Source organism: Cupriavidus sp. 22TCCZM01-5 (assembly GCF_057798915.1).
The window spans coordinates 1-22,680 of the sequence record NZ_JBYOJR010000052.1 but is presented as its reverse complement, the minus strand read 5'-3'; the positions used below and the strand labels follow the sequence as shown (position 1 = coordinate 22,680).

The following is a 22,680-nucleotide window of genomic DNA, read 5'->3' as shown; positions in this document are numbered from 1 at the left end:
GAGGAGGACACGGGCCACGCCCCGATCGTCGAGGGCGCCGGCGCTGTCGCTGCGCCCTCGCGGAGCCTGTCAGGTGCGGCCAGCGATCGAGAAACGGATTAACCGCGGCTGGCATCCCTCGGGCTGCGGAGACTTTGGCCTGGCCCTGGCAGGGCGCCGGGCTGTTTTCTGCCATGACCTCGCCGGCAGTTCGAAGCCGCGGCGCTGTTGCATGCGAAATCTAACCGCAGGCTCGAATTACCCCTTCGCTCATAGCATGACGTCGCGCGGTGCACTTACGTCGCCGCCGATGCGGGACTATTCCCTCCTCCGGAACATACCGATGGATCAAGCAATCTTTGCGGCAATGGCTTCAAGCTGGATTTTTTTGCTGAGGGAAGTTTGCGACCGAAGCGGGCACCCCACATCAGGGCATCATCTCACCGGTGATTGCAAACGTGACGCCACGATCCTTAAAACCGCCAACCGTGCGTCGTGAACGGAAAATCCGTATGGTGTTAGAAGCTTCGCACGTACGGAGCATGTAAGCGGCAACTCACTTCAACACAATGCCGCATGCTCCGCCGCGAAAAGCGGGGGAACTTGTGCGGCGCCGCCATCTGATTAGGCAGCAGCCTCCGTCCTGAAGACCGCCATCGCTTGCTGCATGTGAAGCGCCTGTTCTCGCAGCGACTGTGCCGCGGCGGCAGCCTCTTCGACCAGTGCGGCGTTCTGCTGCGTAACTTGGTCCATCTGCATTCTCACCGGCAAAAGTCAAGTGGATCCGCCGTTTCCATAATGTTTCAAATGAGCGGACCTCGCGTCCATAACGCAGGGACAGGTCTACATCGGAGCCAAGCGCCCCGCCGCAAGATTCAGCCCATGCCCAGAATCGTCATTGGCTTGTTCGCATCGTCGAGTGAGTCGACCGACACGTACGCGACAAACTGTACCCCAATGACGGAGGCAGAGAATCAGCGTAGATTGATGCCGCCTTCTGCAAGTTCGCGGGTCAGCTCTGCCACAATGCCGGGCCGGTCGCCGCCCAAATGCAGGCTGTTCGTGACATTGAAGCCGACCTGGGCCGCTGCGCGGATTTCCCAGTCATTCTGCAGCGGTGTCACGAACACGACACCGTTGCCGGGATCCTCCGGCGTGCGCCGCGCAATCGCGAACTGCAGGTCTGCGCCGGCATCGCGCAAGGTCTCCAGTACCTTCTGGCGTTGGACTTGGACAACTTCAAGGCAATCAGTGACCGCTGTGGGCATCTATGGGCCCACTACGATCGAGCCAAGCGCGAAGGCCCCGAGCGCGGCAATTACGATAGCAACCCAGTACCCCAGATTCCACTGCTGCGCCAGGCCCTCACGTTGCAACGCGTGAACGCGATGCCAATGTTGGACGACCGCGGCTATCAACCACTCGGTACCAATTACCACCATCGTCATTCCCACTCTCTTCGGCGACCATGTTGCACCAAGCCGGCCGACAACGGGTGTGCCACGCTGCCTGCCCAGGTACACGAAGAACTCTGCCAGGGTGAAGCCGAAGCTGATCATCGACAGGGAGGTGCGCAACCAGGCCATCAGCGTTCGCTCGAAGGCCAGAAAGCTTCGCTCTAGCGCGAGTCCGGTTCGTGTTCGCGACTGCAGCGTCTTCTCGTCAGACTCTGACGTGCTGCGTGCCAGGATTTGGCGCGGCTGCAGGTTCGCGATCGGAAGGGAGGGTCATGGGGAATCTCCAGGTCAAGGTCAGGCAATCTGACGGTTGCTTTGCGGGGCCGGGGTCGGGGTCGGGGCAAACTGCTCATCCCGGGAGGACCGTACCCGAACACCGTCCCCACAATCGCCGCGTGAAACCCAGCCAGTATCGGCGCCTTGGCATCCGTGACGATTCCTGATGGTGGCCGCCCCCGGGGATGACGTCCCGCAGGACATCACCACTGTTCCAGTGGGTTGACCACCAAGGGGGGCTATTGCGTCTGGGCCGGGTGTGGCGCAGTAGTTCTCCCACATGCCGCGCCCGGACTTTGCGCAAAAGGTCAACGACTGGCCCAAGGACAAAAAGCCTTCTGACGCGCGCTACTAAGAAGATTCTGGCGCGGGGACACTGCGTGGCGGCCGCAAAGCAGGAACCCGCCGCGGCGATCCGCAATAAAGCATCATCGCCACGGCCTCTGTTAATCTTGCCAATGCCACTTCCAGCCACCTTGTCCTCAGGTTTGGTCTCGCGTTTCTTCCTCGAAGTAAGGCACCATGGCTTTCAACTCTTCAGAATCCAAAGGCAAAGGCTTGGCGTTCATGGAGCGCTGGAAGCAGCCGTTGATACGCTCTTCAAGCGTAATCACCCTCCCCGCACGCGGCGTGTAGCTGGGGAAGAAGGCGGAGATGCCTACGTATGGAGAACCGTCGGTCACCGTGCCTGCGCGGGCAATCCAGTCGGCTCAAGCACGCATTCGAGCCGCCGCAACGAGCATGGCACAAAAGTGCCGCAAGGAGTATGTGCATTTATCAGGGGAAGACAAGGTAGCAACCATTGATTATTGGGTATTTTTCTACCGGCACCGCCCAAATGCTAGGGCCGGCTGTCCCCGAACTACGCCGCAGGAGCGCGCGTTGAACTGTCTCGGATCCCGTATTGGACCTATGCTTCAATGGCCTATTTGGAGAAGGGTGGACTTTCGGTGTACGAGCGTCCTCCCCTCCGCGCGATAAGTCCTTCGCTGGGCGACGCCGGGTTGGAAGGAGGCTGTGAGATGATCGCGCTGTTTACTGACTTTGGGGCTGATGACATCTATGTCGGGCAGTTGAAGGTTGCCTTACTGCGGCATGCGGCGGCCGGCACCACCATTGTCGATGTGCTCCACACCGCCCCGAATTGCGACCCGAGAGCAGGGGCGCATCTGCTCGCTGCGCTTCGAAGCTGGTACCCGCCCGATTCAGTTTTCCTGGCCGTCGTCGATCCCGGCGTTGGCGGCGAGCGGTACGCGGTCGTGCTGCAAGCCGATGGGCAGTGGTTTGTGGGACCCGACAACGGATTGCTCTCGGTGGTGGCCGCGCGCGCGGCGCACACCCGAACCTGGCGCATTACATGGCGGCCCGCAACGCTCTCCGCTTCCTTCCATGGACGGGACCTGTTCGCCCCGATGGCAGCCTGGCTCAGCCGTGGCGACCTGCCTGCCGACAAGCTGGAGGAAGCCGCTGGCTTGTGTGTGCGGTTGGGTGCGGACGATCTGGCCGAAGTTATTTACATTGATCACTATGGCAATGCGCTGACCGGGCTGAGAGTAGGTGCGGTACCCAGGACCGCGCGGCTAGCAATTGCAGAAAGCGATGTTGCCTATGCCCGGGTCTTCTCCGATGCTCAGGCTGGTCAAGCCTTCTGGTATGAGAACTCGATCGGGCTGGTAGAGATAGCAGTGAGTCGCGGTAGCGCCGCGACACAGCTTGGTGCGCGTGTCGGGAATCCAGTTCACGTGGCCGGGACCAGCGGCGGGTTGGAGAAGTAGGACCATGGCAACTTCCGTGGCGTCCGGCCCAGCGCTCATGCAGCAGCCGGCCGAAGTAGGAAAGTGCGATAGACGATCGCGCCCTCGGTGCGGGCTTCATGATTGTTAACTCACTCGGAGCGGTACAGTTCTCGGCGCACGGATTGTCCTCGGCACATCCCATAATAGAAGGGAACAGGCCGCATTGGAGATCGCTCGCGAACTCGGTGAGCCAGGACGAGGCTTCCTGATACCCCGCAGCCCCAACAGGCCGACTCCGTGGGCTGGCATGCCCGCTCATCGCCCCCCGAGGCACTCGACCGTCAACGCCATGAGCGCGCGCAGCCGCGCCAGCCGCCGCAGGTCCCGATGGCATCCTAGCCAAACATCGCGGCCCGGCGGCGCGTCGCCCAGGTCGATGCGCCGCAACCCCGGCGTGGCATCGCCAAGCGGGCAAGGCAGTACGGCAAAGCCTCCGCGTTCAGCACACATGCGCGCCTGCACGCCCCTGTTGTTGCTGCGGAACGCAATGCGCGCCCCGGGCAACATCCGTGTGGTCCACGCTACATCGGGCAACTCGCCAAAAGCACTGTCCATGCTGATGAGTGCAATACCATCGCAATCCCGTGCACGTGGCGTCTCGACGTCAACATGACCGTACAGCGCATACTCCATGTGCATCAGCTTGCGCTGAATGACATCGGGCTCCTCGAACGGCGTGATGCGGAACGCCAGGTCGGTCTCGCGACGGGCGAGGCTGTACTGCCGGGAATCCGTCACGAGTTCCACTGACACGCGTGGGTGCTGCGCCAGGAAACGCGCAAAGACCGGGGTCAGCACATGGATCCCGAACCAGTCCGACGACGTCACACGCAGCAGGCCGGTCAGCGCATTGTCCGTTCCAGCCAGGGCGCGCGTCAGGCCAAGTGCCTCTTCCTCCATCCTTTCCGCGTAGGCGAGTACCGCGTTCCCCTCTTCGGTCAGGATGAATCCGTCGCTGGTGCGATGGAACAGCATGTGGCCGACCGACGCCTCAAGCGTACGCAGGCGCCGCCCCATCGTCGGCTGGGTCAGGCCGACCTTCCTCGCCGCCGCGCCTAGGGTTCCCGCACGCGCGATGGCCAGGAAGATGCGCAGGTCGCTCCAATCTGGGCTTTCTTCATGCATTTTTGATTGCCGACTATTCAGTATTGTCAATTTACATGCGATTCCGCATGAACAATGATGATTCCATCGTTACGCCCATCCCACGTCCCGGGGGAGAAAGGAGATCACAATATGTCCATGCAGGCGCTGGTGCTGAAGCAACACAACGGCCCCCTCGAACTCACTACCGTCCCGCGTCCCGAACCCGCTGCCGGTCAGGTGCTGGTACGCATAGTGGCAAGCGGACTGAATCCGCTCGATACCAAAATCCGTTCTGGCAGCGCGGCGCATGCGGAACACCCGCCGCCGCTGGTGCTGGGCATCGACATGGCGGGCACGGTCGATGCTGTCGGCGACGGCATCACCACCTTCCGGCCGGGAGACGAGGTGTATGGCATGACCGGTGGCGTCGGCGGCATCCAGGGATCACTGGCCCAGTACGCGGCAGTCGATGCGGACCTACTGGCGCACAAGCCCACCAGTCTGTCGATGCGCGAAGCGGCCGCGTTGCCGCTCGCTTTCATCACAGCCTACGCGGGAATCGTGGATGGCGCGCACCTGCAAGCCGGGAAGACGGTACTCGTGCAGGGTGGTGCTGGCGGCGTTGGCCACGTGGCTGTGCAACTGGCGCATGCGCTCGGCGCGCACGTCTTCGCCACCGCCAGCGAAAAAGACCTGGAGCTGGTTCGGCAACTCGGCGCCACGCCGATCGACTACCGCGCGCAGTCCGTGGAGGACTATGTCGCGGCCCATACGCAGGGCGAAGGCTTCGATCTGGTGGTCGATACAGTTGGCGGCGCGACGCTCGATGCGTCATTCGCGGCGGTGAAGCACTTCGGCCACGTCGTCAGCGCGCTCGGCTGGGGTACGCATGCGCTGGCACCGCTGTCGTTCCGCGAGGCCACCTATTCCGGCGTATTCACGCTTTACCCCCTGCTGACCGGCAAGCTGCGCGCGCACCACGGCGAGATGCTGCGCGAGGCCGCCCGGCTGGCCGAGGCTGGCAAGCTGAGGCCGGTGGTTGACCCGCGCCGCTTCGATCTGGGTTCGGCGGAAGCCGCCTACGAGCTGGTCACTGGCGGTACAGCGCGAACCAAGGTCGTCGTCGACATCGTCTGACGCAGGCGCCGGCGGCCCGTCATTCGTCATCTGCCGACGGTACCGGATAATCGCTGCCAATGACCTCGGCCAGGAAGGCCGCGACCCGTCGTATGCGCGGCACGCTCCGCAGATACCGGTGCGAGCTCAACCATGCATTGCGCTGCACATGGATTTCGCCGGGTAGGATCTGCCGGGGACCGATCCGCTCAGCCCGGGCAAGGCCGGCAACTGACGATGCCGGCGCCGGCCGCGGCGGCGAACATCTGCGAGCATGCTGGTGGAGTGAAAGCCGATGGCCGGCGTGGCGATGACGTCATCGAGCCAGCGCACCGCTCAGCGCTGCGATGCGGCGGCCGACGGTGGCGTGATCGATGCCGAGCACGCCCGCGGCCTTGGACAGATTCCCGGCGCGCGCTACCGCGAGGAACACGCGCAAATCATCCCAACTCACCTGGTTCAGCTTCATGGCCGGAGCAAGAATAGTTGCAACTGCTTTCCATCATGGTCGTGCAAATCTGCACAAGCAAGGGACGGCTTTCGTGTTCCTGAATCGGCAGGCCGTTCCTAGACTGGTTCCAGTCGCCAGTCAGGGGTGATCGTGCTTTCGCTGCAAAATGATACGCCGGCGCACGAAATCCTCTTTGAAATCAACAATTTGCACACAACGACTTTTCCACAAAAGGCTCTGTGCGCAACTTGTTGATACAGAACGGCTTTCTTGTTGAAACCGTGTCAGTTCGCGCCGAAAGCACCCCTAATTCCACGTGGACGACATCGACGCGCTGCATGCCGAACAGGCATCGCGCGGAGCTATCATTGTGCAGCCACCCGCCGACAAGCCCTGGGGAATGCGTGAGATGGCACTGGCCACGCCGGATGGCCACCGGATGATGGTGGGGCAGGAACTGGGCTGAATCCGACTGGTGCTGGCGCTGTCCTGTCAGCCATGCATGGCTGACAGGAACTGCTGCAGTTCGGGCGTTCGCGGCTGGCTGAAGATCTGCTCCGGCGTACCGGTCTCGTGCACCTTGCCCTGATGCATAAAGACAATGCGGTCACTGACCTTGCGCGCAAAGTTCATCTCGTGCGTGACCATGATCAGCGTCATGCCGTCGGCGGCGAGCGACTCGACAACGCTTAGCACCTCGCCCACGAGTTCCGGGTCCAGTGCGGACGTGATCTCGTCGCACAGCAGCACCGAGGGATCCATGGCCAACGCGCGTGCAATCGCGACCCGCTGCTGCTGCCCGCCGCTGAGCTGGTCGGGATAGCTTTCGCCCTTTTCACCCAGGCCGACGCGCCGCAGCAAGGCCTGAGCCCGCCGGTACGCCTCCGCCTTCGGCACCCCCTTGACGAGGGTCGGCGCGAGCATCACGTTCTGGCAAGCGGTCAGATGCGGAAACAGGTTGAAATTCTGGAAGATCATGCCGACGCTCTGGCGCAGTTCGCGCATAGCCGTCGCGTCGCCGTGGCGCAGCGCTTGGCCGTCGATCGACAACTTGCCTTGCTGAAAATGCTCGAGCCCGTTCAGGCAGCGCAGCAGCGTACTCTTGCCGGATCCGCTGCGTCCGATGATGCAGACGACTTCGCGTCGGCCGATCCTGAGGTCAATACCTTTCAGGACTTCATTGTCGCCGTACTGCTTGCGCAGCCCCTCGATATTGACGAGGGCAAAATGCTCGGGAGTCGCGTGTGACTTGGACATGGATGATTGATTGGGGCTGGTTGGCGATTTTGGGTCCGCGAGAGGTCCGGCAACGGTTGTCCCGCCAGCTCAGGCGTGAGGCTGCAGCCGGCGTTCGAGCCTGCGGCTCCAGACCGACATGGGAAAGCACAGGGCGAAATACATCAGCGCGACGCAGCTGTAGACCAGAAAGGGCTGGAAGGTCGCGTTCGAGATCATTTGCCCGGCCTTGGTCACCTCGACGAAGCCGAGGACTGAGGCCAGCGCCGTTCCCTTGATGACCTGCACCATGAATCCCACCGTCGGCGCCACCGCAATGCGCGCCGCCTGCGGCAGGATGACGTAGCGCAATTGCTCGCGCAGGTTCATGGCAAGACTGGCCGATGCCTCCCACTGCCCGCGTGGAATCGCGTCAACGCACCCGCGCCAGATCTCCGTCAGGTAAGCACTGGCGTAGAACGTCAGGCACAGCGCAGCAGCAAGCAGCGCCGAGGTCTCGATGCCGATCAGGGCCAGCCCAAAATAGGTCAGGAAAAGCTGCATCAGCAGCGGCGTGCCCTGGAACAGCTGAACGTACAGGGCAATGCCGCGCCGGGCGCCAGGCACTTCTGCGATACGCGCCACCAGTAGCAGAAACCCAACAAGACCGCCGCCCGCAAAGGCAATCAGCGATAGACCGACCGTCCAGCGCAGCGCCAGTAACAGGTTGCGGAAGATGTCCCACAAGGAAAACTCGATCATGGCCTCCTCCTCTCTCAGCGGCCAAACACGAACCGCGGCCCGACCCAGTTCAGGGCCTGGCGCACCAGCACCGCCAGTGCAAGGTACGCGGCAGTGACGACGATGTATGACTCGAAGTTCCGGAAAGTGCGGCTGGCGATCAGGTTCGCGGCATAGGACACCTCCTCCGCCGAGATCTGGCTGCACACCGACGAGCCCAGCATCACGATGATGACTTGGCCGACGAGCGCGGGCCAGACGCGCTTGAGCGCGGGCGGCAGCACCACGCGCGTGAAGATCTGCCAGCGATCGAGCGCCAGGCTCTGTGCGGCCTCGATCTGGCCGCGCGGTGTCGACGCAAGGCCGGCGCGTACGATCTCGCAGGCGTAGGCACCCAGGTTCAGTGTCATCGACAGCACGCATGCGACCTCCGGCGCAAGCCGCACGCCAATCGACGGCAGGCCAAAGAAGACGAAGAACAACTGGATGATGTAAGGCGTGTTGCGAATCACCTCGACGTAGCCACCGACGATTACGCGGATCCATACCGGCGCGTGCAGGCGCGCCCAGGCGCAGCCGGTACCGAGCAAGGTACCGGCGGCCGCCGAGAATGCTGTCAGCAAGACAGTCAGCCAGAGGCCTTGCAGCAGGAACTGCCACTGGGAAAGGACGGGCCAGAAGTCGAAGGAAATCATGCGAAACAGCCTGACGAAGCCGATGGTGGGACTCGCGGCAGCACATGCCGCCGCGGACTGGTGCCTGACCGATGGGTTACTCCGGCAACTCGCCTGTGCCGCGGCCAAGCCAGCGCTGCGCGTAGTTGCCCAGCGTGCCATCGGCCTTGGCCTGGCGCAGAATCTCGTTGACCTTGTTCAGCAGCGCGGCATCGCCCTTGCGCACGCCGATAAAGTTCGGCGAGTCCTTCAGCAGTAGCTTGTATTCCGCATCCACCTTCGGATATTTCTGGATCGCGGCGGCGGCCACCGCGGCCCCGGTGGCAACCAGCTGAGTCTGCTGCGACACGAACGCGGCCACCGTGGAATTGTCATCCTCGAATCGCTGGATCTTCAGCGTGGGCGGCGCCACCTGCTGCAGCACGTCGTCCTGGATAGTGCCACGCGTCACGGCAATGGTCTTGCCGCCTAGGTCGGCGAAACTCTTGATGCTCAGGCTCTTCGGACCGAACACTGCCTGGTAGAACGGCGCGTAGGCAATGGTGAAGTCGATCACCTTGGCACGCTCGGCGTTCTTGCCCAGTGCCGACACGATCAGGTCGATCTTCCTGGTCTGCAGGAATGGAATGCGGTTCGGCGTGCTGACCGGCACCAGTTCCGCCTTGACGCCCATCTTGTCGGCAATCATCTGCGCGACCGCCACATCGAGGCCCTGCGGCTTCAGGTCCGGGCCCATGAACCCATACGGTGCAAAGTCGACCGGAATGCCGATTGCGATCAACTTCTTCGCCATCACCGCGTTGAGGGAATCGTCAGCCCTGGCCGGCGCCACGGCAAACATGGTGGCGGTGGCAAGGATCGTGGCAACGGCGGTGAACTGTCTGCGTTTCATAAAACACCTTTCTCTTCAGTCGGGTCGGAGCAAGGCAAAGCGCAAGACGCATGCCACGAGCGCACAGGATGCCGGATGCACCCGACACGAGGACAAGAACCCCTTTCAAATCAGTTCATTACGTGGCCTTGGACCGCTTCGGAGAGGCGTTGGCATCGCGCTTGCATAGGCCAGCAGCAATCATGAAATTTTTATTTCATTCGCACCACAAAAAGAAACTGCGGTTTCATCATTGTGCGAGATGGCGCCAAACTGGTGCGGCGTCATGAAACCCCGTCATTGCCATGCATCATTCCGACATGACCGTTTACGACACGCTTGAGGCGCAGATCGCCCAGCGCTACAACGAGTTCTCCGGCGCCGACAAGAAGCTCGCCGACGTACTGCTCACACGCAAATCCGAACTGCTCGGGTACTCAGCAACGGAACTGGCGGAGCTTGCCCGCGTGTCCAAAGCAAGCGCCGCGCGGTTTTTCCGGCGGCTCGGCTACGCCGATTTCGGTGCGTTCCGGCAGGAACTGCGCGATCAGCGCGCCAGCCAGTCGCCGCTTGCCAAGATGGATCGCTCCGATCTCATGCATGGCGCGCGCGCGGGGGTGGGAATGCCTGCGCTGGCCGGGCTGCAGGCACATGTCCAGGGCGACGCCAGCCGGCTCACCGACCTGCTCGGGCAGGTCAGCGAACGCGCGCTCGACGTCACGCTGAGCGAACTCGCCGATGCGCGCCGCGTCTGGGTCGTCGGCTACCGCAACAGCTTCATGCTGGCCTTCTATGCCAATGCCTTGCTGTCCCAGGTACGGCCGGAGGTCTATCTGCTCAACGAGCAGGCCGGCAAGGATGCCGAGCTGATCGCGGAAGTCGACGGGAAGGACGTACTGCTCGCCGTCGACTTTCGGCGCCGCGCCCGCCGGCTTGCGCCTGTTGTCACGCTGGCCGCCGAAGCGGGCGCCAAGGTGATCCTGCTCAGCGACACGCCGGTATCCGCGTTGTCCACCCGCGCGACCGCCGTGCTGCGCTGCTCGCACCACGGCGACCAGATATTCGACTCGTATGTTGCCGCGGTCAGCCTCGTCAACTATCTCGCGACCGCGATGGCCGGGCGCGCGCGCACCCCTTCGCGTGCCCGGATGGCGCGGATCGAACGTGCGCATGAACTGCTCGACGACCTCGACCTGGAGTCATAAGCCGCACACGCCCACACCGCCGCCTCCTGCTCCACGATCCATTCTCACAAGCACACCGGAAGTTCCATGCCAACGCTACCGCAACTCAAGCTCGATCTCTTCGTCAATCCCGCGCGCTCGCGCAGCGAACCCTATGGGGGCGTACGCGAAACCATCCTCGGGGCAGCCGCACTGGCCGCCGCGCAGCAGGCCATTACCGCCTGGGACGGCTACCAGGTCACGCCGCTTCACGCGCTGCCGGCGCTGGCCACGATGCTGGGCGTCGGTGCGGTCCATTACAAGGATGAGGGCACGCGCTTCGGGTTGGGCAGCTTCAAGGCGCTGGGTGGCGCCTATGCCGTGGGCCGGCTGCTCGCACGCGAGATCGGCAAGCGGGTCGGCCGCGACCTGAGCCCGGCCGACCTTGGCGCGCCGGATCTGCACAAGCTGTGCGCCGACTATACGGTCACCTGTGCCACGGATGGCAATCACGGGCGTTCGGTCGCATGGGGCGCGCGCCAGTTCGGCGCCAACTGCGTGATCTACATTCACGCCACCGTCAGCGAGGGACGCAAGGCCGCGATCGAGCAGTTTGGCGCCACCGTGGCGCGCACGACCGGCAACTACGACGATGCCGTCCGGCAGGCGGATCGCGATGCCGGGGAATACGGCTGGCACGTGATCTCCGACACCTCGTATCTGGGCTACATGGATGTCCCGCGCGATGTCATGCAGGGCTACCAGGTCATGATCGACGAAGCGGTAGGCGCGCTGACCGAGTGGCCGACGCACGTCTTTGTCCAAGCCGGCGTGGGCGGCTTCGCCGCCGCGGTCTGCGGCTATTTCTGGGAGCGCGATATGGCCAGGCGCCCGGTGTTCGTGGTTGTCGAGCCGCAGGCGGCCGATTGTCTGTCCCGCAGCGCGCGCGCCGGCCGCGTGACGGCGGTGACCGGCGAACTCGACACGCTGATGGCGGGCCTGGCCTGCGGGGAAGTTTCGCTGCTGGCGTGGGAGATACTGGCCCAGGGCGCCGATGCGTACTGCACCATCGACGACACGGCTGCTGTTGCAACGATGCGCCTGCTTGCCAATCCGGCCCCCGGCGATCCTACCATCGTCGCCGGCGAGTCGGCCGTCGCGGGCCTGGCCGCCGCAATCGCGGCAATGCAGGATCCCCAGGCGCGCTCGGCGCTCGGCCTGGGCGCCGACAGCCGCCTGCTGTTTATCGGCAGCGAGGCGGACACCGATGCGGAGCTCTACGCAAGACTGGTGGGGCGCAGCGCGGACGCCGTGCGCAACGGAGCCCGGGCATGACGGCCGGCACCTGCCCGGACACCCGCCCGGTACCCGGCAACGACGAGTTTCCAGAGATCGACGGCACGCGGTTGCTGCACCGGCTCGACGCGCTGAATGCGCACGGCGGCTTCGACGGCGGCGGAGTGTGCCGGCTCGCGCTCACCGACGCCGACCGGGCCGGCCGCGACTGGACTGTCGCGCAGATGCGGGGGCTCGGCATGACAGTCACCATCGATGCGATCGGCAACGGCATCGCGCGCTATGCCGGCCGGGAAGACCTGCCGCCGGTCATGGTGGGCTCGCACATCGATACGGTCCGCACAGGCGGACGCTACGACGGCAACTATGGCGTCATGGCTGGACTGGAGGTGGTCGCTGCATTGCGGGATGCCGGGATGCGGCTGCGCCGGCCGGTGGCGGTGGCATTCTTCACCAACGAGGAAGGGGCCCGGTTCCAGCCGGACATGATGGGCTCGCTGGTCTATGTGGGCGGCATGCCGCTCGACGAGGCGCTGGCCGCCGTCGGGATCGACGGGAGCACCGTCGGCGCGGAGCTGGTGCGCATCGGCTACCGCGGCCATGCACCGGTCGGCCGGCCCGAGGTCGACAGCTTCGTCGAACTGCATATCGAACAAGGCCCGGTGCTGGACCGCATGGGCGTGCAGATCGGCGTGGTCGAAGGCGTGCAAGGGATCAGCTGGACGGAGTTCGTGCTGGAAGGGGTTTCCAACCACGCCGGGACCACGCCCATGGCGTTGCGGCATGACGCCGGCTACTGCGCCGCGCGCATCGCCACCTTCGTGCACGATCTGGCGCTGCGCTACGGCGGCCGCCAGATCGGCACGGTCGGCGCCATCCGCTTCGAGCCGAACCTCGTCAACGTGATCCCGAATCGTGCCACATTTACCGTCGACCTGCGCAACACCGACGGCGCGGCACTCGCGCGGGCCGAGGCAGAGGTACTCGATTTCGCACGGCACGCGTGCGCCGCGCAAGGCGTCGCGCTGCGCCACCGCTCGCTGGCGCGCTTCGAGCCGGTGGCATTCGATACCCGGGTGATCGACCTCGTCCAGCAGCACAGCGACACACTCGGCCTGTCAAGCCTGCGCATGCCCAGCGGCGCGGGCCACGACGCCCAGATGCTGGCGCGCGCCTGCCCGTCCGGCATGATCTTCGTTCCCAGCGTCGGCGGCCTGAGCCATAACGAGCGCGAGTTCACTGAGCCGGATGACCTGGTCCGGGGCGCACAGCTGCTGATGCGTGTCGTCGTCAGCCTTGCCAATCGCCCCTGAGCCTGCGTGCCACCCCTGCCCTTCGACAACATATCCACGCCCCCAACCCTTCTTCCCCCGAATTCCAGGAGTCAACCTTGTCCCGATTCGTACATGTCGCCCTTGGTCAGCTCGGCCCAATCGCACGTGCCGATACGCGCGCACAGGTGGTTGCCCGGCTATGCGAGATGATGCGCGAAGCCCATGCCTGCGGCGCCCACCTGATTGTCTATCCCGAGCTTGCGCTGACCACGTTCTTCCCCCGGTGGTACATGGAAAGCGACGAAGAGATCAACAGCTTCTTCGAGTGCGAGATGCCGGGCGCCGACACGATGCCGCTGTTCGATCTGTCTCGCCGGCTCGGCGTCGGTTTCTACCTCGGCTATGCGGAGCTGGCCAGCGAGAACTGCCGCGACGTCCGCTACAACACTTCGATCCTGGTCGACCGCACCGGTGCCATCGTTGGCAAGTACCGCAAGGTACATCTGCCAGGGCACCGCGAGCACGAGCCGTGGCGCCGCTTCCAGCATCTAGAAAAGCGCTACTTCACGCCCGGAGACAGGTTCGGCGTTACCGAGGCCTTTGGCGGCAAGATCGGCATGGCGATCTGCAACGACCGGCGCTGGGCAGAAACGTATCGGGTCATGGGCCTGCAAGGCGTGGAGATGGTGCTGATCGGCTACAACACGCCGGTCCACAACGCGCCGGCCCCGGCGCACGACGACCTGTCGCTGTTCCACAACCAGCTTTCGATGCAGGCTGGCGCCTACCAGAACGGCACGTGGGTGGTCGGCGTGGCCAAGGCCGGAGTCGAGGAAGGCGTAGACAGCATCGGCGGCAGCTGCATCATTGCGCCATCGGGCGAAGTGGTTGCCAGTTGCATTACCAAGGGCGATGAGGTGGCCATCGCCCGCTGCGATCTCGATTTCTGCGCGCTGTACAAGCGGACCACCTTCAACTTCGACCTGCACCGGCAACCGCACGCCTACGGCATGATTGTCGAGCGCAAGGGCGAGACGCTGCGCGCCGACGGGTCGCTTCTCAGGGCGCCGCGGCCGGCAGGCTGAACGACCATTGACCATCCCCCCGGGGTCTGGCATGCCCGATGCCCGCAGATACCGGGCATGCCCTTTCAGCCGGCGGCCTCCGTCCTGAACGCCGCCGTCGCGCGCTGCATATGCTGCGCCTGTTACTGCGGCGACTGTGCGGCGGCTGCAGCCTCTTCCACCAGCGCCGCGTTCTGCTGCGTGACCTGGTCCATCTGCGCGATCGCCTGGTTGACCTGGCCAATGCCGGTGCTCTGCTCGCGCGAGGCATGACGGACCTAGTCCATCATCGCGGTCACGCCCCTTCCGGGGGCCATCGGGTCGACGGCCTACTGAGGGGCTGGCGGTGCCGCCAGACGTCCGCCCTCCCCGATCACCTTCCCAGCAACCCGCTGCAAAATCGGTGTGCGGGCGTTATGTTAAATGAGAAGTTGCCTGCGACGAGAGGGGCATCTAAGTCAGCCCTCGACGGGGGCCGTCCATTTATACTTTGACATGGCCTACGATCTCACTGACAAACTGGTAATCGGTATCTCGTCCCGGGCGCTGTTCAATCTGGAGTTGGAAAACGGCATCTATCAAACCGAAGGCGTGGCGGCATATTCCGCGTACCAGCGCGCGCATGAGGATGAGCCGCTATCCCCCGGCACGGCATTCCCGCTCGTACGGGCATTGTTGGAACTCAATGAGGCAATTCCGGAGAGGCGGCTTGTGGAAGTGGTGGTGATCTCGCGCAACTCTCCAGATACTGGTCTGCGCGCCTTCAATGCCATTGAAGCTAGCAAGCTAGATATCACGCGGGCAGCGTTCACGGGAGGTGAATCAATCGCGCGCTACCTGCAGGCATTCAAAGTGGACCTTTTCCTATCTCGTGATGCTTCAGATGTGCAGGCAGCCATCGACGGCGGCGTGGCGGCGGCCCAACTCTATGATGTGCCCGCTTCCTACCAGGCACTGGCAAAGCAAATCCGTATCGCCTTCGATGGCGACGCAGTGCTGTTTTCCGCCGAATCCGAGCGCATCTATAAGCAGAAAGGCCTGGACGCGTTCATCAGGCACGAACACAAGAATCGCCACAAGGCGATGACGGAAGGACCATTTGCCAAACTACTGCTTCGGCTCGCGGAGATCCAGCAACACTTTCCGCCGGGACTGTGCCCAGTCCGCATTGCCATCGTCACCGCGCGCAACAGTCCTGCGCATACACGGGTGATTCATACGCTGCGGGCATGGAACGTGGCAATTGACGAAGCGTTTTTTCTTGGTGGTCTCCCAAAGGACCAGATTCTTCAGGCTTTTGGTGCGCACATGTTCTTTGATGACCAGGAGTACCATGTGGAACGCGCGGCCACGGTGGTGCCGTCCGGGCGGGTTCCCTACAAAGGCGGTCAATTGATTTTGGAGAAACGCTTGGCAAGGACCGTACAAAGGACGCCATCAAAGGCGCCCCGCATGCCTACCGCTAAAGGTAAGGCCGTAGTTGCTGCTAGTAAGCCGCCTAAGAAGAGGAAGTCTGCCCCGAAGTAAATACTCTTCCCTACATAGCCAGGCCGGCATCTCGCCCTGCCCGTTCCAGCTCAGCCGCTCGGAAATTGCGGTAGCGGATCGGCGGCGGGGCGGCTCAAAGCACCCCCCTGCCTCCCGGAGGGTCGATCGAGATACGCCCTTATGCGTTGCAGAGCATAATTACTAATCCCGGCCACCCCTCTGCCCGATCAGGCTGAATGGCTATACCAGCAACGCATCGCCTTAGCTTGGAGGGCGTCGTCTGCAAGCGCATAGGATCAACCTACCAAACGGGTGCTCGCTAAGCGGGTTGGACCAAGGTGAAACGCCCAGGCCTGCATGAGCACGGCGCGTTCAGGCGTGGACCTTGACCCGCGGCCCGAGGACAATCGCATACGTGCCGGCCTGCTCGGCGCGGCCTGGCCGTTCCCGCAGTAGGAGTTTTTCCGTTGTCTCAGCGCGGGTCGCGCATCACCACAAAGCCGGGATCGCAATGATCGCGGCCCGCCTCGATGGCTTCCTCTTCTGTTTCGAATGCACCGGCGTCTGCCAGGTTCGACGTGTACCCAACGTCCCCGCCTTGAGGGAAAAGGTAGTCATCACCAGTGCGTACAATCCAACCCTTTCGTTCGCGATTCGTTGTCATCATCTTTTCCTTGGTGTCACGTTCTGCCGATCCCTTGCGTGATTCTGTCCAGCTCGTCTGCACCCAGTGCTGGCAATTCAGCTCCCGTTACGATTGGACCAAGTGCAGCCATGATGCCGCTCCATGCCTTGGTCGATTCATCGTGATACAGCTGGGCGTGCTCGCGATCTCCGGCTGCTTTGCCGGCCTCATCGAGGTGATTCGCCCGAGCCTCCGCGAAGCCGACCGCTTGCCACATTGCCAAGCGCGCGTCGGCAGAAAGGTATAAGCAGTTTGCATCCATCCAATCGCGGCACTCGGAGATCACTTTGCCGTCCTGCCGTGCTGCGAGTAGGCGTTTAACTCTTAAGAACGCCTGTTGATGAGCATCCATGCGTTTCTCGGCGACTAGTGTCCGCAAGGAATGTTGCTGCTTTGATTGTTCTAGCAACTCGTTGAACCGATGCTCGACCGCCTTCTGTAGCTCCGTTATCTGCACGATATCCTGCTTTGTTGCGAGGTTCTCGCCTTTTCTTCGAAGGTAGCTCGGCAAGAACTCACGCACGACCAACCCCAGCAGGAAGGCCAACACAGCAATCGAAATGGATAGCAATGTCATTCGAGCTTTTCCTATTTCATAGCAGGCCGCCCAATCAAGGCGCCGATGCGGAAGGGCGCATGGTCGCAAACGGGACGATCACCTTACCAAAGCTGGAATACTGCGAAAACTGCACGACATACGCGCCAGGCTGTTCGCTGACGTCGCATGTCCGCTCAGGCGAATTCCCTTTACGTGGCACCGTTGCCAGCGTGCGTCCCCAGCAGAGAGCCGAATGCCGCTGAAACGCTACCTTCACGGCCGTGCCCATCTTGCTTGAAAAAGTCCCCTCAAAGGTATCACCGGCTGGTGGTGAGATAGGCGGGGCAATCTCTGCCTCGTCCCGCTTGGAGGGTAAGACCGCTGCGATCGTCACACTACTCTCGGCTGCGCTCTCGCTCTTAGGTCGCTCCAAGTCTCCAGGCAAGTTTCCAATGTGGTCGAGCTGCACCTTCTGCAAGCATTGATTGCGGGATTCCTCAGTGATGTCGGTCACCCATGGCGGAGTGGTTCGGGAAACGCCAAGACCTGGCAAGAGCAGAGTCGCCTGAGGGTCACGAATCACGCTTTGTCGAAAGCGAGCAATCGTCTCGGGGTTGCCGCTCCGTTCTGCAGTCAGCGCCTGCTGCATTGTGCTGGCATAGTGATCGCAAAAATCCCGGTCCAAACGAGTTGGTTCTCTTGCATGGGGCGTACCCATTGGTAGTAAAACGCCCAGCGCCAAAGCGATTCTTCGTCTCACGAGCTTTTCCTATATCGACCGCTTCACTGCTGTGCAAACGGCTGTGTAAATTTCAACGTCCCAATGACTGATATCGACCTCGACATCATCCACAAATACACGCGGGGCGCACTCCACTCCGTCGCCTGATCGCCAGCAGTAAATCTTAATGTCGCAAATGCCTGCAAACTGCTCCTGAACCTTCTCCCTGAGCGGCTTGCACTCACAACGCTGCCGTTCTGGCGTCCCTGTCACTTCTTTCATGGGATTTTCCGATGCTCGAGCTACTTGCAGAGTGGCGTTTGGAGATTGCGCTTGCCTTGACGCTCTTTCTCGCCCTCTAGCTCCATAAGACTCATCGCGGAAAACGTTGGCTTACCGCTACTGTGTGCTTCTGCAAACTCAGCGGCCAATGCGCGCTCGTCATCAAACTGGGGATCGATCTCATACAAGTAGTCCCGTAGGCCATTGAATTGCTCCAGAATTCTGTCCAGTTTGGCGTGCACCCTAGTGAGACGGTCGTTGAGATACCAGCCGTGTGCAAACCACAACACAACCGCAGTGCCTATGATTGTTCTCTCTAGTCCGCTATCGAACATATGCTCTCCGTAAATTATGAGGCTCTAGCCATAGGATACCCACAAGCATCCACAGCTTAAGGCGCACAGTTCCACATTACGCTCTTCCTATAGATCAGGGTGATGCTTCAACCAAACAGCGAATTTCTTCATCTCATCGGAGACTTTCCCACCAAGTGGCTCTACCATGGGTAACGCACGCATAATCATCGAGACCGGTTGAATTCTGTCTACCTCAAAATGAGTCTCTGATGGGTCGCCCGCGTGCTTTACTTGGTTTCTAGCATCATTCAAGACGCTGGTGATGAACTTCCTGTGCTCGGCGTCTGTTTCGGTATCTGTCTGTCCACGGTAGTAGTCAACGACAAAGTCAACGGCGTTCGGTAGCCCGGCATGCTGCGAGAGTGCCCCTAGGATTCCCTCTGCGGCCCCTGCCAAAGTCAGAGCTGAGACATAGTCGCCAATGAAAAACAGTCGAATCGCGGCGTCTAGTTGAATAGTCGCAACGGCGAGCTTCGTGATGACCACCGGCTCCGCTGCGTGAGCGAACTTCTGGATGGCCTGTGCAACGCGCTGCTCATGTGTACCACGCCGTTTAGCTTCACCCATGAAGCCTGCCTCCATCCCTGCTCGTCCTATGCCTTTACGTCAGGCCGTAGCATGTCCGTGAGCGACTCACGGATCGCGACTGAGATCTGCTCCCGCAGTCGCTTTGCCATCGCAGGGGAAATTTCAATGAATGCGTCGTCATCGATCTTCAGCACCACCATGCCTTGTGCGTTGCAGAACACCGCAAGCTGCTCGGCTTCCGCCTCAGGACCTCGCGCGAAGTACCGCACAGGAATCGTCTCACTCTCAGCTTCGTCGCCGTGCGTCGATGCCCATCCCGCTGCCTCGTAGAGCCACGTTGCAACCATGGGTGTCTGCTCTATGGTCAAGTGAATCGTCGGATCCTGGTCATTAAGGTCGTTAATCTGCTGAGTAAGGACCACCATGCCGTCGGCGGCGACTTCAACTGAAATCGGCTGCATCTGCTTCTTCATGCACCCTCCGTTTATGTTGTGTCTTTCGTTTATCAGAGGGGCGCCGACTTGTCGCCATTGCCCTCGATCCCGACTTCCGGCCGATGCGGGGCGCAGCTCGCGCCCATTTCCTGCCTTAGTCCTGCCACTCGTACGAAACGCCTGCGCCGGCCAGCTTGACACGACGACTGACATGCTTGCCAAGCTGTTTGTCAAAGCGGCGTATTGTCCAAATCCGGTCTTGCGTCACAGAGATCTTCGAGCCAACGTGTGCTTCTCCGTACGGTGCCACGATTCTGATGACGTCAGCCAGCGCGACCTCAAGGGAGCCGTCACCTTCTGCGCCAGGGAGAACAATCACACCTGGATTGCGGTGAAACGGAAACAGGTGATCGTCCAGGAAATCACTATCGTGAGTGAGAATGATCAGCCTCTTGCGCCACGCATACGCAAACACATCTTGATCGGAACGTCCGGAAAGACCTACGTCACCCACGTACTTGGCCCAACGGCCTAGTTCCCGGAGAACATCGCGCGTCGTCTCCCATATTCTCATCCACCAGGAAGCGCGCCTTTTTGCGGTACTCGGCAGCAAACGCATCGGCTTCGGCCTGCGAGATTTCGATACGGTCCCAATGCGGCATATGCTTTTCCGGGTTGGTTGTTACTGCGGTTGCCCTGTTCACCCCTACGGGATCAGTCGTCGTCATACCGGCCGGCCATGCGCTCAGCATTTAGATGCCACTTCGCCAGGAGCACAGCCGCAGCCGGCTGCGTGGCCATGACTTGCTCCGCCTCGGGAAAGAGCGCCATATAGTGATGGGCGAAGAAGCTCATCAACACACATGCAGTACTCACAGACGCCTCCGCCAGGGTGGCTTGTTGGGCGATCTGGCGCGCATCCCGGACCTGCAGGATGCTCAACCAGCTCGCGTGCGAGTAGCCACAAAGGTAACTGTAGAGATCCCGGATGTGTACGGGGTGAAATCCGGCCTCGACTCCGATCTCTGCCCACCCCCGCCCCGCGCGCCAATCCCCCTTCATGAACGCCTTGCGGTCTTTTGCGGGATGCTGCGCCCACCTACTATGCGCCTGCATTGCGGCGCGTAGCGTTTCGATGGCCGCCAACTCCTTTCCCAGCTTCTGCTTGTTCTCCGCCTTGCGTGCGCTTGCCCGCAACTTTTGCCGATCCAGCAGGCCCGCGCAGTGCCATGTCAGGTGACGGAATTCGCGTAGATCGGGTTCGCTACAGCCGTACACATGTGCAAACGTCAAATAGGTTTCCAAGGCCGCCCGCGCCAGAATCAGCACCGAACCATGGTCGATGTGCGAGGTTGAACCTTGCGGCATCGCCACTTCGACAGGCCGCGCTAGCACGTGCAGCGACGAGAGGTGGTAGTAGAACTTACGCGCCAGCACCTGCGCATCGTTCATCCACGACAGGCCGACCGGAATTATCTTGCCGGCCTGAGACTCGATCAGTTGCACCGTCAAGTGCAGCAACGTTCGGGATTCGCTCGTTCCCGCCTGCGTGCCGGCGGCGTTGCTGTCCTCCACCACGCGCGGCGCCATCAGTGGATCCATGTCGTTAGGGGCCTCTTGGTCTTTTCCGTGTCGGTCGTGGCTACTTCTTACTTCTGCGAATCAGCTCGGACGCCAGCTTGTCTCCTGCGTCGTTCAGGTAGTCAAGGGGGTTAGCCTGGCAGTAGTTATCCACCCACAGAGAGAGGGAGTCATTCTTTGTGTCCCTCAGGAAGTAACTTCTAGAAGTAGTGGCGATGCCAGATAGGTACCCAAGTAGCCACATCGTATCTGCTAGTTCAGGCCAGTCCTTGGACGCGCGATCCTTTACCCATGTGCCGCAAGACGGGGCGCCTGCGATGGTTGCTGCGTCTGCTGCAGTTGAAGCGGCGCTCATGGCCGTTAGTGCGCAGAGAGTAAGAACAAGCTTTCGCATTACTGTCGCCTTTTCCATCCTAAGTTAGAGCCTGCTCGGAGCGCAGGTAGTCATTCACCCTCTCTGGCGCGGGAGATTGAGGCGCCTGCTTGTGAGCGCGCGTCGATGTGATGGTAGCCAGCTCTGTGGCGAGCCATTCGAGGTCACTGTAGAGTTCACCGTCGTGCTCGGCAGCCCGAAGCGCAAAGACGAAATCCTTGGAAGCATGCCAGTATCCTTCGACTGCAACCGAAAAGTAGTTCCAGACAATTCTCGGATCCAGCACGCGATCCCGCGTCAGGTGCGCTAGATTCTCGAAGAACTCCAAGACAGATTCATCGGCCAGCGGCTTGCGCTTCGGATCATGCAGGCGCGAAATCAATAGCTCGGTAGCAAATGCGCGCCGCAGGTTGCGCATGCCAGGATCCTGAAAATCGCGGGCAACTTGAGCAAAGAGCTGGAGCCCAGTGGCGCGCTTGGCTTCGCCAGTCTGGGCTCGAACCATCCAGACTGTGACGCCAGCCAATACCCAACTGGCGATCGCTGTCGCGATCGTTGCCCACGCTGTGGCGACCTCTGCCGCTTCATGGCTCATTTTTCGCTTTTCCGTGTCGGCCGTGGCTACTTCTTACTTCTGCGAATCAGCTCGGACGCCAGCTTGTCTCCTGCGTCGTTCAGGTAGTCAAGGGGGTTAGCCTGGCAGTAGTTATCCACCCACAGAGAGAGGGAGTCATTCTTTGTGTCCCTCAGGAAGTAACTTCTAGAAGTAGTGGCGATGCCAGATAGGTACCCAAGTAGCCACATCGTATCTGCTAGTTCAGGCCAGTCCTTGGACGCGCGATCCTTTACCCAGGTGCCGCAAGATGGGGCGCCTGCGATGGTTGCTGCGTTTGCTTCAGTTGAAGCGGCGCTCATGGCCGTTAGTGCGCAGAGAGCAAGAACGAGCTTTCGCATTACTGTCGCCTTTTGCTGTTCCTTCACTTGTCTTTTTCCTGTGTGTCCGTGATTACTTCATGCACGGACAAAATACGGATGCCCACCATCGGGAAACTGATTCCACTCGATCTCGTTGGAGTACTCTGAGCATTTCACGAACAAGGGAAGGGCACCGTGGGCGTTGAAGATCTCAAGCGCTGGTTCAGGCACCACCCCTTGAGGGAATAAATGTTCCCCTAGGGAAGGACTGATTTAATCAGCGCGGCGGTCATCGTTGAGTGGCGCGTCAGCGTTGTCAT

The 22,680-nt window shown here is 61.6% G+C and carries 28 protein-coding genes and 2 pseudogenes; 9 read left to right on the top strand and 21 right to left on the bottom strand.

Going from position 1 to position 22,680, the window contains the following annotated elements; translation table 11 throughout:
* Window positions 1-322: 322 nt before the first annotated feature.
* Entirely contained in the window at window positions 323-478 is a 156-nt protein-coding gene (locus AC3FNH_RS30655) for a hypothetical protein (protein WP_488722752.1), read from the top strand.
* A 125-nt stretch (window positions 479-603) separates the two neighbouring features.
* Here AC3FNH_RS30655 and AC3FNH_RS30650 read toward each other — a convergent pair whose 3' ends face one another.
* From AC3FNH_RS30650 to AC3FNH_RS30635, 4 genes and pseudogenes are all read right to left on the bottom strand, one after another.
* Window positions 604-732: a hypothetical protein gene (locus AC3FNH_RS30650; RefSeq protein WP_488722772.1), complete on the bottom strand. Its 129-nt coding sequence runs from the start codon at window positions 730-732 to the stop codon at window positions 604-606.
* Window positions 733-854: 122 nt separating this feature from the next.
* Window positions 855-1,196, bottom strand: a pseudogene (locus tag AC3FNH_RS30645) (ACT domain-containing protein); the annotation flags it as partial.
* A 51-nt stretch (window positions 1,197-1,247) separates the two neighbouring features.
* Window positions 1,248-1,586 carry a YidH family protein gene (locus AC3FNH_RS30640; protein ID WP_488722771.1) on the bottom strand — a complete coding sequence of 113 codons (339 nt, stop codon included), beginning with the start codon at window positions 1,584-1,586 and terminating at the stop codon, window positions 1,248-1,250.
* A 571-nt stretch (window positions 1,587-2,157) separates the two neighbouring features.
* A pseudogene (locus AC3FNH_RS30635) lies at window positions 2,158-2,404 on the bottom strand (c-type cytochrome); the annotation flags it as partial.
* A gap of 330 nt (window positions 2,405-2,734) precedes the next feature.
* Between AC3FNH_RS30635 and AC3FNH_RS30630 the strand changes: the two are divergent.
* Window positions 2,735-3,487 (top strand): SAM hydrolase/SAM-dependent halogenase family protein, encoded by a 753-nt coding sequence (locus AC3FNH_RS30630; protein ID WP_488722751.1) that lies wholly within the window; start codon window positions 2,735-2,737, stop codon window positions 3,485-3,487.
* A 276-nt stretch (window positions 3,488-3,763) separates the two neighbouring features.
* On the opposite strand, the gene AC3FNH_RS30625 is transcribed toward AC3FNH_RS30630, so the two are convergent.
* Window positions 3,764-4,633 carry a LysR family transcriptional regulator gene (locus AC3FNH_RS30625; RefSeq protein WP_276103683.1) on the bottom strand — a complete coding sequence of 290 codons (870 nt, stop codon included), beginning with the start codon at window positions 4,631-4,633 and terminating at the stop codon, window positions 3,764-3,766.
* A 111-nt stretch (window positions 4,634-4,744) separates the two neighbouring features.
* On the opposite strand from AC3FNH_RS30625, the gene AC3FNH_RS30620 reads away from it, so the two are divergent.
* Window positions 4,745-5,731 carry a zinc-dependent alcohol dehydrogenase family protein gene (locus AC3FNH_RS30620; RefSeq protein WP_488722750.1) on the top strand — a complete coding sequence of 329 codons (987 nt, stop codon included), beginning with the start codon at window positions 4,745-4,747 and terminating at the stop codon, window positions 5,729-5,731.
* A 295-nt stretch (window positions 5,732-6,026) separates the two neighbouring features.
* On the opposite strand, the gene AC3FNH_RS30615 is transcribed toward AC3FNH_RS30620, so the two are convergent.
* Complete coding sequence (locus AC3FNH_RS30615) at window positions 6,027-6,179, bottom strand: helix-turn-helix domain-containing protein (RefSeq protein WP_488722749.1); 153 nt, start codon at window positions 6,177-6,179, stop codon at window positions 6,027-6,029.
* Window positions 6,180-6,477: 298 nt separating this feature from the next.
* Between AC3FNH_RS30615 and AC3FNH_RS30610 the strand changes: the two genes are divergently transcribed.
* On the top strand, window positions 6,478-6,627 hold the full coding sequence (locus tag AC3FNH_RS30610) for a VOC family protein (protein ID WP_488722748.1): 150 nt from the start codon (window positions 6,478-6,480) through the stop codon (window positions 6,625-6,627).
* Between the two features lie 26 nt (window positions 6,628-6,653).
* Here AC3FNH_RS30610 and AC3FNH_RS30605 read toward each other — a convergent pair whose 3' ends face one another.
* The 4 genes from AC3FNH_RS30605 to AC3FNH_RS30590 all read right to left on the bottom strand — a co-directional run bounded on the left by AC3FNH_RS30605 (window position 6,654) and on the right by AC3FNH_RS30590 (window position 9,683).
* Window positions 6,654-7,418: an amino acid ABC transporter ATP-binding protein gene (locus tag AC3FNH_RS30605; protein ID WP_488722747.1), complete on the bottom strand. Its 765-nt coding sequence runs from the start codon at window positions 7,416-7,418 to the stop codon at window positions 6,654-6,656.
* A gap of 69 nt (window positions 7,419-7,487) precedes the next feature.
* Window positions 7,488-8,138 (bottom strand): amino acid ABC transporter permease, encoded by a 651-nt coding sequence (locus AC3FNH_RS30600; protein WP_488722746.1) that lies wholly within the window; start codon window positions 8,136-8,138, stop codon window positions 7,488-7,490.
* 14 nt (window positions 8,139-8,152) lie between these two features.
* Window positions 8,153-8,812, bottom strand: a complete 660-nt coding sequence (locus AC3FNH_RS30595) for an amino acid ABC transporter permease (RefSeq protein ID WP_276103677.1) — start codon at window positions 8,810-8,812, stop codon at window positions 8,153-8,155.
* A gap of 76 nt (window positions 8,813-8,888) precedes the next feature.
* A complete protein-coding gene (locus AC3FNH_RS30590) occupies window positions 8,889-9,683 on the bottom strand; it encodes a transporter substrate-binding domain-containing protein (protein WP_488722745.1) in 795 nt (264 codons plus the stop codon).
* Window positions 9,684-9,967: 284 nt separating this feature from the next.
* Between AC3FNH_RS30590 and AC3FNH_RS30585 the strand changes: the two genes are divergently transcribed.
* The 5 genes from AC3FNH_RS30585 (at window position 9,968) to AC3FNH_RS30565 (ending at window position 15,986) form a co-directional block, all read left to right on the top strand.
* Window positions 9,968-10,867, top strand: coding sequence for a MurR/RpiR family transcriptional regulator (locus AC3FNH_RS30585; RefSeq protein ID WP_488722744.1), 900 nt, complete (start codon window positions 9,968-9,970; stop codon window positions 10,865-10,867).
* Between the two features lie 66 nt (window positions 10,868-10,933).
* Window positions 10,934-12,160 carry a diaminopropionate ammonia-lyase gene (locus AC3FNH_RS30580; RefSeq protein WP_488722743.1) on the top strand — a complete coding sequence of 409 codons (1,227 nt, stop codon included), beginning with the start codon at window positions 10,934-10,936 and terminating at the stop codon, window positions 12,158-12,160.
* Window positions 12,157-13,434: a Zn-dependent hydrolase gene (locus tag AC3FNH_RS30575; RefSeq protein ID WP_488722742.1), complete on the top strand. Its 1,278-nt coding sequence runs from the start codon at window positions 12,157-12,159 to the stop codon at window positions 13,432-13,434. The genes AC3FNH_RS30580 and AC3FNH_RS30575 overlap by 4 nt, the downstream gene beginning before the upstream one ends.
* Before the next feature lie 77 nt (window positions 13,435-13,511).
* A complete protein-coding gene (locus tag AC3FNH_RS30570) occupies window positions 13,512-14,480 on the top strand; it encodes an N-carbamoyl-D-amino-acid hydrolase (protein WP_488722741.1) in 969 nt (322 codons plus the stop codon).
* Between the two features lie 474 nt (window positions 14,481-14,954).
* Window positions 14,955-15,986, top strand: coding sequence for a 5'-nucleotidase (locus tag AC3FNH_RS30565; RefSeq protein WP_488722740.1), 1,032 nt, complete (start codon window positions 14,955-14,957; stop codon window positions 15,984-15,986).
* A 433-nt stretch (window positions 15,987-16,419) separates the two neighbouring features.
* On the opposite strand, the gene AC3FNH_RS30560 is transcribed toward AC3FNH_RS30565, so the two are convergent.
* The 11 genes from AC3FNH_RS30560 to AC3FNH_RS30510 all read right to left on the bottom strand — a co-directional run bounded on the left by AC3FNH_RS30560 (window position 16,420) and on the right by AC3FNH_RS30510 (window position 22,426).
* Window positions 16,420-16,614: a hypothetical protein gene (locus AC3FNH_RS30560; RefSeq protein ID WP_488722739.1), complete on the bottom strand. Its 195-nt coding sequence runs from the start codon at window positions 16,612-16,614 to the stop codon at window positions 16,420-16,422.
* A gap of 13 nt (window positions 16,615-16,627) precedes the next feature.
* Window positions 16,628-17,209, bottom strand: a complete 582-nt coding sequence (locus tag AC3FNH_RS30555) for a hypothetical protein (RefSeq protein ID WP_488722738.1) — start codon at window positions 17,207-17,209, stop codon at window positions 16,628-16,630.
* A gap of 34 nt (window positions 17,210-17,243) precedes the next feature.
* Complete coding sequence (locus tag AC3FNH_RS30550) at window positions 17,244-17,930, bottom strand: hypothetical protein (protein ID WP_488722737.1); 687 nt, start codon at window positions 17,928-17,930, stop codon at window positions 17,244-17,246.
* 9 nt (window positions 17,931-17,939) lie between these two features.
* Window positions 17,940-18,173: a hypothetical protein gene (locus tag AC3FNH_RS30545; protein ID WP_488722736.1), complete on the bottom strand. Its 234-nt coding sequence runs from the start codon at window positions 18,171-18,173 to the stop codon at window positions 17,940-17,942.
* 20 nt (window positions 18,174-18,193) lie between these two features.
* Window positions 18,194-18,508, bottom strand: a complete 315-nt coding sequence (locus AC3FNH_RS30540; protein WP_488722735.1) for a hypothetical protein — start codon at window positions 18,506-18,508, stop codon at window positions 18,194-18,196.
* Window positions 18,509-18,595: 87 nt separating this feature from the next.
* Window positions 18,596-19,096, bottom strand: coding sequence for a hypothetical protein (locus AC3FNH_RS30535; protein WP_488722734.1), 501 nt, complete (start codon window positions 19,094-19,096; stop codon window positions 18,596-18,598).
* 26 nt (window positions 19,097-19,122) lie between these two features.
* A complete protein-coding gene (locus AC3FNH_RS30530; protein WP_488722733.1) occupies window positions 19,123-19,530 on the bottom strand; it encodes a hypothetical protein in 408 nt (135 codons plus the stop codon).
* A 115-nt stretch (window positions 19,531-19,645) separates the two neighbouring features.
* Window positions 19,646-20,065, bottom strand: coding sequence for a DUF5615 family PIN-like protein (locus AC3FNH_RS30525; RefSeq protein ID WP_488722770.1), 420 nt, complete (start codon window positions 20,063-20,065; stop codon window positions 19,646-19,648).
* 140 nt (window positions 20,066-20,205) lie between these two features.
* Window positions 20,206-21,093 carry a DUF5677 domain-containing protein gene (locus tag AC3FNH_RS30520; protein ID WP_488722732.1) on the bottom strand — a complete coding sequence of 296 codons (888 nt, stop codon included), beginning with the start codon at window positions 21,091-21,093 and terminating at the stop codon, window positions 20,206-20,208.
* Between the two features lie 392 nt (window positions 21,094-21,485).
* Window positions 21,486-22,040, bottom strand: coding sequence for a DUF4760 domain-containing protein (locus AC3FNH_RS30515; protein ID WP_488722731.1), 555 nt, complete (start codon window positions 22,038-22,040; stop codon window positions 21,486-21,488).
* Between the two features lie 26 nt (window positions 22,041-22,066).
* The gene (locus tag AC3FNH_RS30510) at window positions 22,067-22,426 is read right to left on the bottom strand and encodes a hypothetical protein (protein ID WP_488722730.1); all 360 of its coding nucleotides are present in this window, start codon (window positions 22,424-22,426) and stop codon (window positions 22,067-22,069) included.
* Window positions 22,427-22,680: the final 254 nt, after the last annotated feature.